Annotated in this window: 1 protein-coding gene (running past both ends of the window); it reads left to right on the top strand. The window is 61.7% G+C overall.

All 19,709 nt of this window come from inside a single coding sequence — locus tag ACILSR_RS10545, autotransporter-associated beta strand repeat-containing protein (protein ID WP_395749727.1), on the top strand. Of the gene's 42,762 coding nucleotides, 10,312 precede the window and 12,741 follow it; the stretch shown corresponds to coding positions 10,313-30,021 — codons 3,438 (partial) to 10,007 (complete); the first complete codon in view begins at position 3. Both the start codon and the stop codon lie outside the window.

Below are 19,709 nucleotides of genomic sequence, written 5' to 3'. Positions count from 1 at the left end.
CCACGGCGGCCACGACCACGGCCAACCAGTATTTTAGCATTGAAAAGTGGGGCGCGGGAACCCTGAACATCACCACGGCAAACTCGATTGTTTTCACCAACAATCTGACTGTCTTCCAGGGGACGCTGAGCCTGAATGGAGCCGGCAGGCTGACGGGAGGAAACACGATTGCCGCCACCGTGAATCCGAATGCGATTCTCAACATCGACAACAGCGGGACCAACACCAACAGCCGCCTAGGCGGGCGCCCTGTCACGCTCCAAGGGGGCAGCTTCACCCTGACGCCATCGGCTTCGGCAGCCGTGGCAGAAACCATTGGTGCTCTGACCGTGGTGCGTGGCAACAGCATCATCACTGAAACCGCCAATGCGGGCTTCCAGTCCAACTTGGTCGCGGCCAGCCTGGCGCGCACCAATCAGGGCACCGCGCTCATCCGTGGCAGCGGCCTTGGCACTGTGGCGGGCAATGGTGTGGCGACCGTGGCATTCACGGCGGCACCGACGTTTGTGGGTGCCGGGGCCGCAGGCACGACGACCAAGGGCATTCTTCAGTACATCATTGTGGACAACAGCGCCACAGGTCTGGGCACCAGCTTTGCCACCACGGATGGTGCAGCCTCGAACATTCTGCGTCCGCTGAACACCAGCACAGAAATGGTCACCAATGCCTTCACGAGCGGCACCAACGTGCTTCTGACCAGCACACCGGCGGCGTTGGTGACTGGAACCGCGATCAACTCGCTCACCGTCAACACGGGTGGCGGCGTGAACATCAACCCTCTCATCACACTGACCAATACGAGCGGTGGTTTCCTGGCTACAGACAATGCGACGATCAGCGGTGGTGTGGTGACATCGGCGGGTGCTGATTCGATCTTCCACGTGATTGGTGCAGCGAAGACGGTGACGGTATCGAGCGTCCTGGCAGGAACGGGAGGCCTCACCAAAGCGGGTGACGGCACCTTGCTGCTGAGCAATTCCACCAGCGCTTACGCAGGTTTCTCCGGCAACGTGATCAGCGGCAACACCAACCTCGGCCAGGGGACGATTCAGCTCGGCGCTAATAATGCGCTGTTCCCCAACAGTTTCCTGGTGCTTAACGGCGGGACTTTTGACCTTAATGGCAAAACACAGTTCATCAGCGGCCTGCTGAGTGACACTGTGGCCCCGGGAGCCGGGGGCAGGGTGCTGGGCACATCTGCCGCGGGAACGCTGGTGGCCAACCAGGACGCGCGTACCTTTGCGGGCACCTTTGAAGGGGCCTTCACCTTTGCCCGAAGCGGCTCGGGCGCGTTGGTGTTTACCAATACCAGTGCGCTGTTCACCGGCAATCTGCTGCTGAACAACAACACCACCACTCTGCAGGATTTGGGTGCATTCACGGGTCTGACCGGCACTTCCACCATCGACATCAATTATGCCACCCTGAACATCAACAACCAGGGGCTCTATGACATGACGAACCGTGTGAGTGACTCCGCAGGCATCTCACTGCGGGGTGCCACGCTGGCCTTCCTGGGGCGTGCACAGACGAACTCGACTGAAACTCTGGGCACAGTGACCATCGCCCAAGGTGCCAGCTCGATCACCGTCACCCAAGGTGGCACGGGAGTGAATTCCGCGCAGCTGACCCTGTCTGGCCTGAACCGCACCGCAGGTGCGACGGTCAACTTCACCGCAGCGGGCCAGCTTGGCAGCAGCACACGCCTGCTGATCGGCGGAGTGTCCAACAACGCGGTGCTGGCGCCGTGGGCCATCGCCAACAGCGGTGATTTCACGACCTACAACACCACTCTGGGCGTTGGTTCCGTCGGCAGCGTGGGCTTCCGCAGCTATGATGGATCCTTTGCCAGCGGCAACATCACCAACGTCAGCTCCACTTATTACATGCTGGGGAACACCACGACGGGGATGCTTCGCCTCAGTGGCGCTGCCACGACGGATGTGGGCTTCCTGGGATCGAACTACGTGCTGAACCTTGAGCAGGGCGGCCTGCTGCGCAGCAACAACAACAACGCATCCACCATCGGTGTGGCTGGTCTGGGGCTGTTCCCGGGTGTTCTGACTGTCGGTGGTACGGCAACGAGCGGCACGACAGAACTGATCACTTACAACAATCAGAATACGATTACGATCAATTCGGTGATCGCCGACAACGGTCTTGGCAACTTCCTGGCGCTGGTCAAGTCCGGTGCCAGCGTGCTGACCTTGCAGCCTTCCTGGATCGTCACCAACGTCGTCAACAGCGCTGGCAGCACGACTGTGACGGTGCCAGATGCCACCGGGCTGACGCCTGGCATGCTGGTGGGTGGCGCGGGGATCCCGGCCGGAACCACGATTGCTTCGATTTCTGGCAATGTCGTCACGCTCTCCGCGCCGACCACCGCCATCATCACGCAGCTTCAAATTGGCCTTTCAAACACCTACACTGGTGGAACGACGGTGGACCAGGGCACCCTCAACCTGAGCGCCACCAGCGCAACGACGGTCCTTCCCGGCGGCGGCCTGACCATCAGTGGTGCGACGGTGACGATGAACAACGTCTCCGGCCAGATTGCTGCGAGCAACGTGGTCTCCATCAACGGTGGCGGTACCTTGAACCTTCTCGGCACCAACTCGCTGGCGGGCTTCATCTTCAACAACAACGGCGGTGCTGCGCCGACCCTGAACTCCAGTGGCACCATTGGCGGTCTGCTCACCCTGACGGGTGACATCTCGGCAAGCTCGTCGAACGTCACCACTTCCAGCACCATCGCCGGGGGGCTCAGCCTGGGCTCCAGCTCGCGCACCTTCACGGTGAACCCGGTCACGGTGAATGGCGCCGAAGTGGCTCCGTTTGTTTCCGCGCTGACCATCACGGGTGCCATCCGCGGTTCTGGAGTGGGTGTGACCAAGCTTGGGAACGGAGTGCTGCAGTATAACACCATGAACTCCTACACCGGCGCTACCGTGGTGAACGCGGGCACCCTGCAGTCCGGGGCAGCCTCGTCAGGCGACGTTTATTCCGCCCTGACCATTGGAGCCAGCGGCCGGGTGAACCTGAACGGAAACTCACTGCTCTTCGGCAGCCTCGCGGGATCAGGGCAGGTGACCAATGCCTCGGGAACGGGCGCGGCGCTTGGCGTCGGTTTTGACAATACCAGCACCACATTCTCCGGAACGTTCGCACGTTTTAGCGATGGCCTGACCAACACTTTGAACATCACCAAGTTTGGTACGGGGACCCTGACGTTCACCGGATCGGGGACTTCGCTTGGCACCCTTCTTGTCAATCAAGGTGCGGTTGTTTACAGCGGCAGCGCCAGCAGCGCGTTCCTGGGCAACACCATCAGCGAAGGCGGCACGCTCACGCTCGACAATACGGTGACCAATGTGAACAGCCGCCTTGCTGGCGGTGCCATCCCTGGTGCCGGTACGGGTGCCACGCTCACTCTCGGAGGCGGCAACTTTAACATTCTCGGCAACGCCGCAGCCAGCACCACGGAATCTCTCGGCAATGTGGTCAGCCTGGGCAGCGTCACCACGACGGCCAGCACCACAGTGACTGTCGCCAGCACCGCCGGTCTTGTTGCGGGCATGGTGGTTTCCGGTCCTAACATCACGTCAGGCACCACGATTGCCTCCATCACCAATGGAACTCAATTTGTGCTGAGCGCCGCGGCCGCCGCCGGCACTGGCGCACTGACCGCCGCATCGGGTGGCACCACGACTCTGGCAGTGGGAGGAAGCACCATGACGCTCACTCCGAATGCAGCCAGGCCGCTCGTTTTCAACACGGGTTCTATTTCTGCAGTGACTGCGGGTGCATCGCTGCTGCTGCGGGGCACCAATCTTGGTGGCACCCTTGGCACGGCCAACACGACCAACTTTGTGGCGCTGACCACGCTCCCTGCGGGCATCGGTGGTGCAGGTGCGGTGGGATCTCTGACGATGAGCATCCGTCCGGACATCCTTGTGGACATTTCGCTGACCGGCAATGGCACCTCATTTGCCACCTACGTTGGTGCCACGGGCGCCAACACCATTGGCGGAAATGGCTACCGTGCTTTGGCGGCCAATGAAATCTCTCCGGCGGTGACTTATGCCGCCACCAACAACGTCGGCCTGGTGCATTCGAGCGTCGGCGGTCTGATCGCCGGCGCGCAAAGCACCAACAGCATCACCTTGAATGCGAATGGCGGCTTCACGGCGGTCGGACCTCTGCTCGGCGCGGATGTTCTGACCATCACCTCTGGCGGTATTCTTGCGCTGGCGGGCAACACCGGATTGAACGGTGGCGTGCTCGCCGCCCCGGCCACCTCCATGTTCATCTGGACTCCGGGTGCTGCAACGAACTTGAATCTGAACAGCGCCATCACCGGCTCGGGCGGCATCACCAAGGATGGAGCGGGGACCGTGGTCGTTGGCACGCGCCAGCTCTACACAGGCACCACCAACGTCAACAACGGCACCTTGAAGCTGTCGGGCGGAAACAACACAATTTTCGTGAGTGGCGTCGGCGGTGTGCAGGCGGTGAACGTCAACAATGGCGGCACGCTGGATTTGAATGGCAACAACCAGGCCATCGGCACTCTTGCCAGCAGCAACACGACTGTCCAAAACACCGGCGGCACGGTGACCAACAGCTCTGGAACGACGGCGACTTTCACTTCAGCCTCGGCTGCGGCGACTTTTGCAGGAACCATTAACGGCAACCTGAATTTCACCCGTTCGGGCAATGCCACCACGGTCTTCCTCAGCAACAACACTTACACCGGCGCGACGATCCTGCGCGGCGGCAATCTGACACTGCAGCAAGGTGGCGCGCTCTCCGGCACCTCATCGCTGACCAATTACTTCGGCACGCTGGTGCTGGACAGCACCAACAATCCGCTGGCGGACGTCAGCCGCATCAATGCCGCGGCTCCGATCACCCTGCAGGGGGGCACGCTGCAATACCTGGGTTACAGTGGCACGGATTCCACGCAGAGCCTGGGAGCGGTGTCGCTCCTGGCCGGTGCGTCCACCATCACCGCCACGCGCGGTGTCGGAGGTTCGGCGGCTCTCACCCTGGCCAGCCTCACCTCCAGTGCCAATTCCACGCTGAACTTCACCGCTGGCGCCGGCACGCTCGGACTTGGTGGCCAGCTGGCCGTGGGCAACAGCCAGATCCTCATCACCAGCGCTCCGACGCTTACCAACGGCATCATCGGCGGCTGGGCCATCGTCAATGGCACGGACTTTGCATCCTATCGCTCCACCATGGACTCAAACACGGGTGCAATCGGAATTGGCGCTCTGGGAACCAACCCCATCGGCACCTTCCCGAACCCCTTTGGTGCCTATTCCACCGCCGCTTTGACCGCGGGCGCGGGTGCAGATAACATCAGCGTCGGAGCCAGTGTTGCTGGTGTGACTACCCGGACGATCAACAGTCTGCGCATCAGCGCCGCTTCAACGGTGACGATGACTCCGGCGAACACGCTGACGATTGGCACGGGCGGTCTGCTCACCTCCTCAGGCACGAGCATCATCACCCTGGGGCAGCTGACTGCAGGAGCGACCGCTAACACAGCGTCCACCTTGTATTCCTACAACAACTCGGCTCTGACGATCAACAGCCAGATCGTTAACAATGCCAACCAGATCATTGCCACAAGCACCTCGATTGGATCGAACGTTGTCACCGTGAGCAGCACATCTGGAATGTATGTCGGTGAAACTGTGAGCGGCACGGGGATTCCAGCCGGTGCCACAATCGCCAGCATCGTGAATGGCACCACCTACACGCTGTCTGCTCCCGCCACAGCGCTTGGTACAGTGGCAGCAACCTATGGCAATGGCACGAGCGGTGCCCTGAGCCTGGTGAAATCGGGCGGAAGCACGCTGACGCTGACTCCCGCCAACCAGCAGGTCGCCACGACGACGGCTGGCAGCAATGCGGTGACTGCCATGAACAACACTGCGGGGCTCATTGTCGGTCAGGCCATCTTTGGCAATGCCAGCATTCCGGCAGGCACCACCATCTCCTCGATCACGGCTGGTACGACCATCAACCTGTCCTCGGGCGTGGGCGTGCTGGCGGGAACCACCCTTGCCACGACATTTGGTCCGGTGCCTGTCACTGGAGCTCTCACCGTCGGCTCCAACGTTATTACGGTGGCCAGCACCAATGGTCTGACTGTCGGCTCCGCCGTCAGCGGAGTCGGTGGCTCCCTTGCCCTCACGGGTGGTGTGACAGCGACTGGCAGCAACACCGTGACCGTGGCCGCCACCGCGGGTCTGGGCGTCGGCATGGTGGTCACAGGTGTGGGCATCCCAGCCGGAACCACGATCACAGGCGTGACGGACGCGACTCACTTCACCATGAGCAACAACGCCACGGCGAACATCGCCTCCGGCGGCACCTTCACGGCGAACTCGGCCATCCCAGCAGGTGCGGTCATCACGGGCTTGACTGCCACCACAATCACCATCTCCCTGCCGGTGACGGCCAGCGGTTCGGCCGCACTTTTTGTGGCTCCGCTCCAGCTGAATACGACCACCACAGCCGGCAGCGCCGTGGTCACCGTCGGCAGCAATGCAAACCTCGTCGTCGGCCAGGCTGTGACGGGTTCGGGAATCCCGGCCGGCACGACCATCGCCTCCATCTCAGGCACTAACATCACGCTTTCGGCAGCAGCGACCGCATCGGGCCCCACGAGTTTGACGTATTCCTCCTCGCTTTCGAATACTTACACCGGCCCGACGATCGTGGACCAGGGTACGTTGAATCTCAGCGGCATTGCGGGAACGATCGTCATCCCCGGGGATCTGACGCTCAACAACGCCGTAGTGACGATGAACTCGGTGGCAGGACAGATTGCCGCTTCGGCGAACATCTCCATCAATGGTGGCAGCACCCTGACTTATGTGGGCAACAACGTTCTCGGCGGCACCCTTGCCTTCACCAATGACGGTGGCAACGCCAACCCCACCCTTGCGGTCGGCACGGGCATTCTGACGCTGGGCGGCAACATCACCAGCAGCAACAACAGCCTGAGCTTTATCCCCACGATTTCCGCCTCCGCCCCTGGCTACGTGAACGTGACCGCACAGCGGACCATCACGACCTCCGGCCTCGCCCCGATCAGCCTCGACATCACGGCGCCTGTTCAGGGTGCAGGTGGCCTGACGATCGCCGGAACCGGCGGAGTGCGCCTGAGCTCGGCTGGCAACGGCTACAGTGGTGCTACGACTCTGAGCGGCGGCACCTTGTTCCTCGGGGTGGCCAACACCATTCCAGACTCCTCGTTGTTCACGATGGCAGCGGGATCAACTCTGGACCTGAACGGAGTCGGCGAAGCGATCAGCCAGCTTTCCGGTGGTGGCACGATCACCAACAACGGTGCTTCCGCAACACTGACCTTCGGTGCGAACAATGCGAGCACGACCTTCAACGGCAGCATCAATGCCTACAGCCTCGCCACGCTGGGCAATGCGAACATCGCCAAGATCGGTTCCGGTGCCTTTGGTCTGACCGGCGGCACCAGCACCTCCACCGGCGCCTTCACCATCAACGGTGGTGTGGTGACCTACTCCGGCAACGCCAATACTGCATTCACGACCAACGTGGTGAACCAGTCGGGCTCGCTCATTCTGGATGACAGCACCACCAACGTGAACAACCGCCTTGGTGGTCTGCTCAAGAGCCTCACGATTGCAGGTGGCGAATTCAAAATCATCGGCAGTTCGGGTGGCAGCTACGAGTCGTTCAATGCGCTCAACCCAGGTTCTGGCGCCGGATTCCTCACCGTCGTGCCGGGCACTGGTTCCACCACGGTGAACTTTGCATCGGTGGCGACGCTAGCCGCCAATGGCGCACATCTGGTTGTCCGTGGCGACAATCTGGGTTCGGCACCCGGTGCAGGCGTGGCGAATGTTTTTGCCTCAACAGTGAACAACCTCACAGGTGGTGGCAACCTGCCAGGTCTCGCCAACCGCAGCATCCGCACGGACATGCTTGCAGACACGTCCGCCACAGGCACAGGGACTTCCTTTGCGACTTATCTTCCCGGCCGCGGCTTCCAGGCCCTCGGTGCAGGTGAACTCCTTGGCAGCATCACGAGCATGAACACCGCCTCGGCCAACCTGAGCCTCACCGGCGGCCAGTCGTTCACCACGGACACCATCAACACGCTGACTCTTGAAAGTGGCGGCGGAGTCACCGGCTTCAATAACGGCAGTATTCTGACACTGGGCGGCCTGGCATTCCTGGCCAAGAGCGGCAACACGGGCTTCAGTGGCGGCCAGATCACCAACGGCGGCTCGCACTTCTGGGCCTACACTCCTGGCGATGTCACGGTCAACAGCTACATCATCAACACCGCGAACGGCTTCACCAAGGCCGGCGCTGGCACGATGACACTGCAGAAGCCGATGTTCACCATCGGAACTCATTTCGTCAATGAGGGCACGCTGATGCTCAACGGCGCGGCGGACAATACCCTGGTGGTCAATCCGACCGCCACTGGCGTGGGTCTCCAGGCCCTTACCGTCAATGGAGGCACTCTGGACCTGAATGGCCGCAGCCAGGCCGTGGGTGTGCTTGCCAGCACCAACACGCTGCCAGGAGCCGGCGGCACCGTTACCAACAGCAGCGGCACACTGGCCACCTTCACCACCAGCGGCACGGGCACCTTCGGCGGCAGCATCACCGGCAACCTCGCCTTCACCCGCTCGGGCAACTCCACCACCACGCTTACCAGCGGCAGCACCTACACTGGCGCGACGACGATCCGCGGCGGTGTCCTGCAACTTCTGAACGCCGGTGCCATTGCACCTGCCAGCGGAACGCCAGCGATCAACAACTACTTCGGCACGCTGAACATGGATTTCAGTGGTCTCACGACCTACAATTCCACCAACCGCGTGGCGGACACTCTGCCGATCGCTCTCCAGGGAGCAACCCTGACACTGACCGGCGCCCCCGGCCTGCTCACGACAGAATCCGTCGGTGCCGTGACGCTTCTTGGCGGTGCGAATTCCGGCGGTTTCAACGCCATCAACGCCACCGTCGGCACCACCGGCACGGCTAATTTGACTCTGGCAAGCTTGACGCGCCAAACGGGTGCCACCGTGAACTTTACGGGAACCAATCTGGGCCTCAACAACTACACCAACACCGGAGTTGAGGGCAATTCGAACATCTTCATCACCACCAATCCAACCCTGACCAACAACCTGGTCGGCGGCTGGGCCGTGGTGAACGGTCTTGAATTTGCCACCTACAATGTGAATGCAGGTGTCGGTGCTCTTGGCTCCGGTGGCTATTTTGCCAACTATGATGGCGTTATTCTGCCCGCCGCAACCCAGCCAACCTACAACATCAAGCTCTCTGCTGCAGGTGCGGTTCCGGCCATTCCTTATCAGCTCAATTCCTTGAACCTGGTGGGGGCGGCCAATCTGACCTTCACATCGGATTCAGCGGCCAACGCCTTGAACCTCGTCAGCGGCGGTCTGCTTCACAGCGGTGCCACCGCTACGATCGGCGCTACGGCAGCAAATACGCGTGGTGTCCTGACCTCCGGCGGCACGACCGCATCCCTGGCTTCCGAACTGCTCGTTTACAATGCTGCCAACACCCTGACGATCAGCTCGCAGATCGTCAACAATGGTGCCTCTGGAGCAACCACGGCGCTGGTGGTGACCAATGCAGGCACCGTCACCTTGGCGCCTCAGGTCGCCAACACCTACACGGGCGGCACTGTCTTCAACGGTGGCACGGTCAACACCACCGGTGCTGCCGCAGTCATTGTGATTCCTTCTGCGGGCGGCCTGACCATCAACAATGCGGCCGTCACCATCAGCACAGCGGCCCAGATCGATCCTGCCACCGCGATCAGCATCAATGGTGGGGGAACGCTGACCCTGACGGGTGCGAATACTTTCAATGGCGGCGTCACCTTCAACAACACCGGCGGTGTCGGCACTCCGACACTGACCACCGGTGGCACTCTGACTCTCGGCAGCAACATCACGGCCAATAACGACAGCTTCAGCACCTTCCCAACGCTGGCTGGCACCATCGACTTTGGCGGAGCGGCCCGCACCTTCACTACGAACGGCCTGTCCAGTGTGGGGCTTGTCAGCTCGGCGGTTCTGCAGAATGGCTCCTTGATCAAGGCAGGCAGCGGACTGCTCTCGCTCAATGCGCAGAACACCCTGACCGGCGGAGTGACCTTGAACGCAGGCATCCTCATGCTGGGCGTCACTGACACGCTGGTGGCCGGTGTGAAGACGACCGGACCTCTGGGCACCGGCACTCTCACCATCGCCAATGACGGTGTGAAAGTCACCGGTGTAGGCACCACGGTGTACAACGCGGTCACTGTGGCCAACGCCAGCAACGCCCTGATTTTTGACGGCGTCAGCTCCAACAATCTGGCCCTTAACGGTCTTGTGACCTTTGGTGCTGGCACCAGGACGATCAATGTGGACACTCCTGCCATCGTTGGCACTCTGGGGGCCGCTTACACAGGTGCGTTTGCCTTCACCAAGACCGGTCCGGGCGTGCTCTCGCTGGCGAACATTGGCAACAACTACAACGGTGTCACCACCGTCAGCGATGGCACCCTGCGTGTGGGAAATACCAATGCGTTCTCCAGGTTCTCCAGCATCGCGCTGGCCACTGGCGGCACCATCGATCTCAACGGGGTTTCCACGGCGAGCGGCTCCATCACTGGCACCGGCCTGATCACCAACAACTCGGGCACTGGCGCCACCCTCAGCACAGGTTTTGACAATTCCAACTTCACCTTCTCAGGCGTCTTTGCATCCAGCAACCAGACGGGAACATCCTTCAACCTGCTGAAGCTCGGCACCGGCACCATGACTCTGAATTCCGCCGCCGGGCTGAACACCATGAGCAACGGCACCTTCACGACCTCGCAGGGCACTTCGACCCTGAGTGGCACCGGCAGCACGAAGTTCACCACCTACACGGTGAACCGCGGAGGCGTGCTGATTCTCGACAACAGCGGCACCAATGTTAACAACCGCCTTGGTGGCACTGACTATGCCGTAGGCTCAGGCTTGGTGCGCAACCTGACCCTGGTGGGTGGTGAGTTCAAGATCATTGGAAACAGCGGGGCCAGCACCACGGAGTCCCTGAACCTCGGCACAGTTGGAGCTCTTGGGGTGAATGTCAGTGGCAGCATCATCACTTTGGATGCTGACCCGAGCCAGTCGCTCACGCTCAACCTGGGCAACATTGCCGCGATCACTGCGGGTGGCTCGCTGATCGTGCGTGGTGACAATCTTGGCGCTGCCCCTGGCGCGGGCGTCGCCAATTTGATCGCCCCGAGCATTGTGAACTTTATCGGTGGTGCGACCGGTGACGGCAGCAACACCATGAGCATCCGCAATGACATCATTGCCAGCGCGGACATGACCGATGCCATCGGTTCAGCGGGCTTTGCAGCCAGCGTGAACTTTGCCACCTATTCTTCGATCGGTGGTCTTCGTGCGCTGACTGCATCCGAGCTTGCGCCGGGACTGTTCCGCGCGGTCGCGACTACTTCCAATGTTTCCATGACTGGTTCTCAGCTCTTTGGAACCGCCACGGTGAACAGCCTCACCCTGACGAGCGGCTCTGCCCTGACAGCCATTGGCAATGCCGCTGCCTTGACTCTGGGTGCCAGCGCCATCCTGGTGAAGGATGCCAGCGGTGCTGATTTCAGCGGTGGTATCGTCGGAGCGGGCGGTGCCCAGCTTTATGTGCATCAGTTCGACACGGCGAACATGTTCACCTTCGGCAGCTACGGCCAGTTCTCCAACAGCTTCGTCAAGGCAGGACCGGGCGCGATGGAGTTCACGAAGCCTCAGTTCTACTTCAACTCCGGAAACTTCACGACGATCAACGATGGCCTCCTGAGACTCAACAGCGGTCAGGACAACACGCTGCCAGTGTTTGTCACAGCGACTGGCGTTGCGATCAACAACGTGGCGGTCAACGGTGGCTCGCTCGACCTGTTCGGCAGGAACCAGGCTGTCGGGACGCTGGCCAGCCAGAGCGTGCTGGCGGGAACCGGCGGTATCATCACCAACGGCAGTGCGACTGCGGTGACTCTGACTTCCGTCGCGGCAGGCAACTCCACCTTTGCTGGCGTCATCCAAAACGGCACTGGCGTGATGAACTTCACACGTTCTGGCAACAACACGACCACACTGGTCAGCAACAACACCTACACGGGTGCCACGATCATCCGCGGCGGCGGCATCACCCTGCGTGATCAGGGACGTCTCTCAGGCACCAGCGGAGTCGCCAACTACTTTGGCACGCTGACGCTGGATGACACCGGCCTCTACACAGCTGCGGATCTGGCTGCGAACCGCGTGGCCAGCAGCATCGACCTTTACGGCGGCACGCTGACCTATCTCGGTGTTCAGGGCAGTGCCTCGACTGGCACGGTCAACCTCCAACCCGGTCAAAGCACCATCACGGTGACACCTGCCACGGGCACCGTGCTGCCCACCTCCTTCACCATTGGCAACCTGGTGCGGAACGCCGGCTCCGCCGTGAACTTCACCGGAACCAATCCTGGTCTCGGCGGCACCAGCAACAGCCAGATCATTCTGACCCAGGTCAACGGCGTTGCGCCAGCGGTCAGCAACGGCATTCTGGGTGGCTGGGCCACTGTCAACGGCACTGATTTCGCCGGCTACATTGCCCCAAGCGGAACAAGTGGCGGCGTCGGTGCTTTGGGAACGACAGGCTATCCTGCTTATTCGGGCAATGCACTGACAGCAGGCGGCGCGGCAGACAACATCACGGTGGCCGCTAATGTGACGGACACGGGCTCCCGCACGATCAATTCGCTGCGCATCAGCGCGGTTTCCACCATCACCCTTGCAGGCGGGGAAACTCTGACCTTGGGCAGCGGAGGTTTGCTGGCCAACGGCGCGGCGAGCGTCATCACCGGTGGTACGGCGCTTACCTCGGGCGGCAGTGAACTCTTTGTGTATGCCAACAACACGCTGACCATTTCGACGGCGATCACCGGTGCGAACATGACGCTGGTCAAGAACGGCGGAAGCACGCTCACGCTCACGGCGGCGAACACCTACGGCACCACCAGCGGTGGCACGGTGGTCAATGGCGGCACGCTGACGCTCAACGGCACGGGCACGACGATTCCCGCGGGAACCACCGGCCTGACGCTCAACAACGCGGCGGTCACCGAGACGACCACGGCCAATCAGATCGCAGCGGCCACGAACATCGTGCTCAACGGCGGCAGCACGCTCACTTACACCGGCACCAATGCGGTGAGCGGAAACATCACCTTCAACAACACCGGCGGAACGGTGACTCCCACCATCACTGGCGGCACGATCACGTTCACCGGTGGCAGCATCACTTCGACGAATGACAACTTCAGCTTCACTCCCACCATCGCCAGCATCATCGATCTGGGCAGTGCACAGCGCACGGTCAATGTGGGCGGGCTTTCCCCTGTGGGGCTGATCCTCAGCGCGATCAACATTGGAACGGGTTCGATCCTGAAGACCGGTACGGGCGGCCTTGTCCTGAGCGGAGCCAACACCTTCTCCGGAGGCGTGACTCTCTCCGCTGGTTCGATCATCCTCGGCAACGCTGCGGGCTTGGGCACGGGCACCCTCACCATCTCGGGTGACAACACACGGTTGCTGGCAGGCGGCGGTGCGATCACCGCGACGAACGCCATCAGTGTCACGAACCCTTCCAACACGCTGAACTTTGGCGTCACCCAGCAGAATCTGACCCTCACCGGTGCCATCACCTTCAACACGGCGACGCCGACGATCACCGTCGAAAACGCCTTCCAGGCCAACACTGCCGTCACCTCCACCATCGGCACCGCCTTCGGTGGCAGCACGATGACTGGCTTCATCAAGAATGGCCCGGGCGTGCTGTCCATCACCGCCGCCTCAAACGCGCGCCTCACAGCGGGTGGCAGCGGCATCGCCGTCAATGATGGCACCTTGTCCGCCGGCGCCCAGTATGCCCTCGGCGGATCGGTTTACACTCCGGGTTCGACCATCACGCTGGCCACCGGTACTTACAACGCCGGCCTCGCAAACACCTACTTCCTCAATCCGGTCAGCATCACTTCCTCCGGCATTCTCAGCGCCACAACCGCCGGCACCGCCGTGGGTGCCGTAACGATGGGAGCAGGAAGCACTTCTCTGGGTGTCCAGGGTGGCAATACGAACACCATCTTTGGTGCGCTCACCATGAACGGCACCGCGCCTACCACGGTCTTCACCACCAATCAGCTGAATGTTCTTGGTACGTTCACGGGCTCCACGCCTTCCATCACCAAGGTGGGGACCTCGAGCCTCGTTCTCGGCGGAGCGTCCACCTACGCTGGCAATATCATCGTGGATCAGGGCGCGCTTGAATCGCGCGTAGGCAGCACAACGGCTGCCAACGAAAAGCTCACCTCCGCGGGAACGATCACCGTTAATCCTGGTGCCGCCCTTCGCGTGCTCAGCGCCGCAAACATCGGCACCACGGTCACCACCATCAACACGAACAATGACGGTATCGGCGCCTTTGGCATGGGATACAACGGCACGGTTCCTGGCAGCATAGCGTTCTCGTCCACGAATCCAAATGTTGACGGCACGCTTGCCATCGACGTTCTCGGTTTTAGCACTGCGCTGACCCAGGCTGGCACGAAGCTCTACCTTGGCTCCACCACTGGCGGCAACTACACCGCCACCACTCTGGGTGCAGGCTCCGGCAGCAGCTACCGCCTCGGTACGGGTGGTAGCACCCTGCAGATCAACAGCGCGGTGCTCAGCGGTGCGAATGCAGTGATCGTCGGCGCGGTTTCCGGAACCCCGGGCGCCAATTTGATCGGCAACGGCGGCACGGTGATCCTGAATACAGCGAACAGCTACACCCTTGGCACGACCATCAATGGCAACGCCACGGTTCGTCTCGGCAATGCTAGCGCGTTGGGCAGCGGCACGATCTCCTTCAACAGCGGCACGCTTGAAGTCAACCAGACGGGTCTTGGTGTCACCACCACCATTGGGCTGCTTCGTCCGATGACGATCGCCAATAACATCAACTTCACCACCACGGGAGTCATCGGCGCCCTGGCCGGTCCTACCACCACTATTGGAGCCTTCGGCGCTGACGCATTCATCGGCGGTGGTGCGCAGGGTCAGATCGATGTGACTCTGAGCGGAGCGGTGGATCTTGGCAGCACGACATACCGTGCTTTGAGCATCGCGGATGCCACCCGCATCGTCACCCTCTCCGGCGTGGTCAGCGGCTCCTCCACTCTGATCAAGACGGGTGCCGGCATCCTGCGCCTTACCAACGCTGGCAATGCTTACACGAGCACCGCCATCAGCCAGGGTACGCTCGCGCTGAGCTCCACAGGAGTGCTTCCAGGCAGCATCATCCTTAATTCCGGCACACTGGCGGGCTGGGACCAGAATTTCACGGTCACCAACAACATGCAGCTGGTCCAGAACAGCACGATTGATGTCGGTGCGGCGACCACGCTGACAGCCAGCGGCATCATCAGCGGTGACTTCACCTACGTTGGCGCGCAGACCGGCTTTACCAAGACCGGCCTTGGCACACTGGTTCTCACGGGCAGCAACACCTACCTCGGCACGACCACCATCACAGCCGGTGTTCTGAGCATCAGCAGCGATGCCAACCTCGGCAATGTCGGCGGGCTGAATGTGCTGCCGGGCGCCATTGCGATGAACGGCGGCCAGCTTTTGGTCACGGACAACATCACCACCAACCGTGTGATCACGATGAGTGCCGCGGGCAGCATCAACGTGGCTGCGGGCAAGACATTTACCGTCAACGGGCTCACCGCCGCCAGCACCGGCCTGCTGACCGTCAATGGTCCTGGCACTTTGATCCTCAATGGCAACCAGACGGGCGTCAACGGGCACGACAACACTGCCATCAGCAACGGAGCCACCTTGATGACCCAGAACACGCAGGGTACGCCGTTCGGAGACACTATTGTCACCATCAATGGCGGTTCGCTGCGAGTGAACACCAGCGGCCCGGGTGCTGCCTTCACCATCCCGACCTTGAACTTTGCAGGCGGCTCCTACCTGCGTCTGGATGCCCAGATGGGCAATGACATCCAGGTCACCGCCACCACGCTTGCGCGCGTCGGTGCAGGTGTCCTGGCGATCGTTCCGGGTGTGGAAGGCAGTCTGGGGAATACCGCAGGTTCTGACGCCCGTGTGCTGGGCACCACCATTCTGGGCCAGACCACGGCCTCCCCAGGCGCCGGCCTGCTGACCCTCAACAATCTGGGTGTCGGCTCCAATTCTGGAGTCGTCGCAGGCAGCATCCTCCGCTTTGCCTCCGCGACGGATGCAACCGCTGACTTCGTCAACTATGACCCTGCGGTGGGTTTTGTCTCTGCCACGCCTATCTCCGCACTGACGAACACCTTTGCAGGTTCCAGCAGTGCCAGCGTGGTGACCATTAACAGCAGCACTTCGGTGGGCGTGGGCGGCATCGCAGACGTCTTTGGTCTGAAGATCACAGGCAACGTCACTGACGGCACCATCAGGCTGCGCAGCGTGAACCTGAATGACATGGGCGCGGTTCTGTTCAATGCGGGCAGCACTCTTTCATCCAACCTTCTGGTCAATGGCCAGGCTCCGGCGATTGCCATCACGAATGCTTCCACCAACGCCACGACAACGGTGACGGTGCCAAGCACCGCCGGTCTGGTTGTCGGTATGCCCATCACAGGCCCTGGCATCCCTGCCGGTGCGACGATCGCCACCATCGCCAGCGCCACCACCATCACCATCAGTGCTGCGGCCACCACCACCGCGAGCGGCATTACGCTCTCGGTTGTCCCCGCCACCAGCGGTGCGGCGGAAGGCATCGTCTATGTCAGCGGCACGGCTGGCGCTCCCGCCACCATCAGTGGCAACATCGAGGCCAGAACGCTCACCAAGGCTGGTGCGGGCTCGCTGGTCCTCTCTGGTCGCAACAGCATCTATGGCGCTCTCAACGTCAACAACGGCACACTGAGTCTCGGCAGTTCTACGGCGACGACCCGCCAGACAACCGCACTGGTCCTCACCGACACGGGCACGCTCGACGTGAACGGTGGCAATGCCACCTTCGCCAGCCTGGCCGGCACCGGCGGCGGCATCGTGGGCAACTCCTCCAGCACCGCCAACGGCACTTTGACCATCAGCGGCATCACCGGTACCACCTTCCTCGGCAACATTGTCGATGCGATCGGTGCTGGCACCAAAAAGACCGGACTGATCAAAAACGGCTCCAGCACGCTGGTGCTTGGCAACATCACCGCCAACAACACGTTTGCCGGGCAGAACAGCTTCACGGGTGGCGTGCTCATCAATCTCGGCCAGCTCACGGTTCAAGATCCGCTCGGGCTTGGTGGTGCGAATGGTACAACGCCCGGCACGGTCACGCTCAATGGTGGCACCCTGGCTCTGAACAGCAACGGTGGCGGCCCGAACGGCGTCATCATCTATGGCAACCAGTCCTCCAGCGGCATCTCGCTGGCAGTGACCGGTTATGGCACGGTCAATGTGGACCGCCAGTCTGCCAACACTGGCAATCAGATCCAGATCGGCTCGCTGTCTGTGGCCAACAACACCCTGACGCTCTCGGGCGGGAACAGCTACTCGCTTAAAGTCGCCGGAACGACGACGCTTGGCGGCGCTTATGCCAACGTAAACACCACCACTGGTGGTGCCAGCTTCCTCGAACTGGCCGGCCCGATCACCGGTGCAGGAGCTCTCAACAAGTTCGGCGGTGGCACCACCACCTACGGCACGCTGCGCATCTCCAGCTCAGGCAACACCTACAGCGGTGGCACCTTTGTGCAGGCCGGTGCGGTGCAGGTGACCACGACGGCAAGCGGTGCTCTCGGCACCGGTCCGGTCAGTGTGCTGCCCGGAGCGGCGCTCCGCATCGCTGGCAACGGCAGCCTTGGCGGTGTCTCCGCACTCTACCTCGACAGCCAGATCAACAGCCTCTCCGCCGTCGTTCTCGACACGGATTACAATCCCGGCACGGGCCTGAATTCGATCATCAAGGCGAGCGGCGGCTTTGGTGCGGCCCTTCAATTGGCGGTTCCTGAATGGAACACGCCGCTGAACATGGCCAGCTACGGTGACGGCACCTGGTTCCTCGGCGGCTACGGCTCCACGGAAATCCAGTATGTGGCGCCTACGCTCGGCGTTGGTGCGGGCAATGTTTACCGCATTGGTGCCAATACTGGCCCCAGCCTCGCGTTCACCGGTTCAGACAATGTCCTGGGTTCCGCCAGTGGTGCCACCACGGCCCGAGTCATCGTTGGCTCAATGCTCGGAAACATCAACGGCCTGACCACTGGCAGCGGCAGTGTCATCTTCCGCAACTCCAACGACTACACCGGCGGCACCACCATCTACAGAGGCTCCACCGTAACCCTGGACACCGGCTCCACAGCCACACCTCTCGGCACTGGTACCGTTGAAGTCTATGGCACGCTGCAGCTGGGCGGACCTGGCGGCCTCAACAGCCCCTCGTTCTACAACTCCATCCTGAATGCCAACAGCAATGCCATTCAGCTGCGTCCGAGCGGTACCCTCATCATCACTGACCAGATTGGTTCAGTGGCGGATGGCCAGGGCCGCTGGGCGGATGCCACCGGCCTGGATCTGAATGGCGGCACCTTCCGTTTCAACAGCGCTGCCAACGCCCAGTCCTATGAAAAGGTGGGAACACTCACCGTGAGCAAGGGGTCCACCATTACGGTGGTCCGCACCGCTGGCGCTGGTTCCGCTGCCTTTGAGGCCCAGGATTTCTCACGTGTCTCCAATGGCACGCTGAGCCTCACTCACACGGCACTCACGCTCGGAGTTCCGACCGGGGTGGCCACCGCGTTTGAGCGCATCATTCTGACCAACGGCCTTGCCGGCATCGGCGCGCGTGGCGGAAACACCAGCAACGGTACAGGAGTGACCAACGGCGGCATGGTGGCCCCATGGATCGTTGATGCGACTGAAAACAGCTACGTGGGCTATGATCCGATGGGCATCGGCTCGGGCTTCCAGGCGTTGCTTAGCACCGGCACTGCGGCAGCAGGCCAGATCGAATACAGCGCTCGAATGACAGGCACCGGCACTTTCACCACCGGCCTTGCCTCATCCTCGACTGTCGATGTCAGCGGCGGCGCACAGACTCTGGGCGACAATCCGAACGTATACGCCCTGCGCACCAACCAGAACATCACTGGCACAAGCACGTTTAACACGCTGACGATCAGCAGCGGCGGCCTGCTCTTTAACAACACCTCCGGCACTGCAACGATCAGCGTGCTGCAGACGGCATCCACTTCCGTGTCGGCGATCACCTTGCCGATGACCCTCGCCTTCCCGGGTGAAGCAGTTATCTTCACGGCAAGCGGCGGCACCGCCCAGATCAACGCCCAGATCACGGCGACAGGCCTGACCAAATTTGGTGCCGGCACTCTCCTGCTGGCTGGTGCCAACACCATCACCGGGCCGGTCACCTTGAACCAAGGCACACTGTCCCTGGCCACCGCGGTGTCCAACTCCGGCTCCGCCCCCCTCAAGACCCCGACCAACGGCCAGGCTCTGATCGTCAACGGCGGCACGCTCATTCTTGACAGCCTCATCTCCAATGATGCAGGTCGTGACTCCCAGCTCGCCAGCGGTTAC

Source organism: Prosthecobacter sp. (genome assembly GCF_044222565.1).
Taxonomy (GTDB): domain Bacteria; phylum Verrucomicrobiota; class Verrucomicrobiia; order Verrucomicrobiales; family Verrucomicrobiaceae; genus Prosthecobacter.
This window is presented reverse-complemented; position numbering and strand designations above follow the sequence as displayed.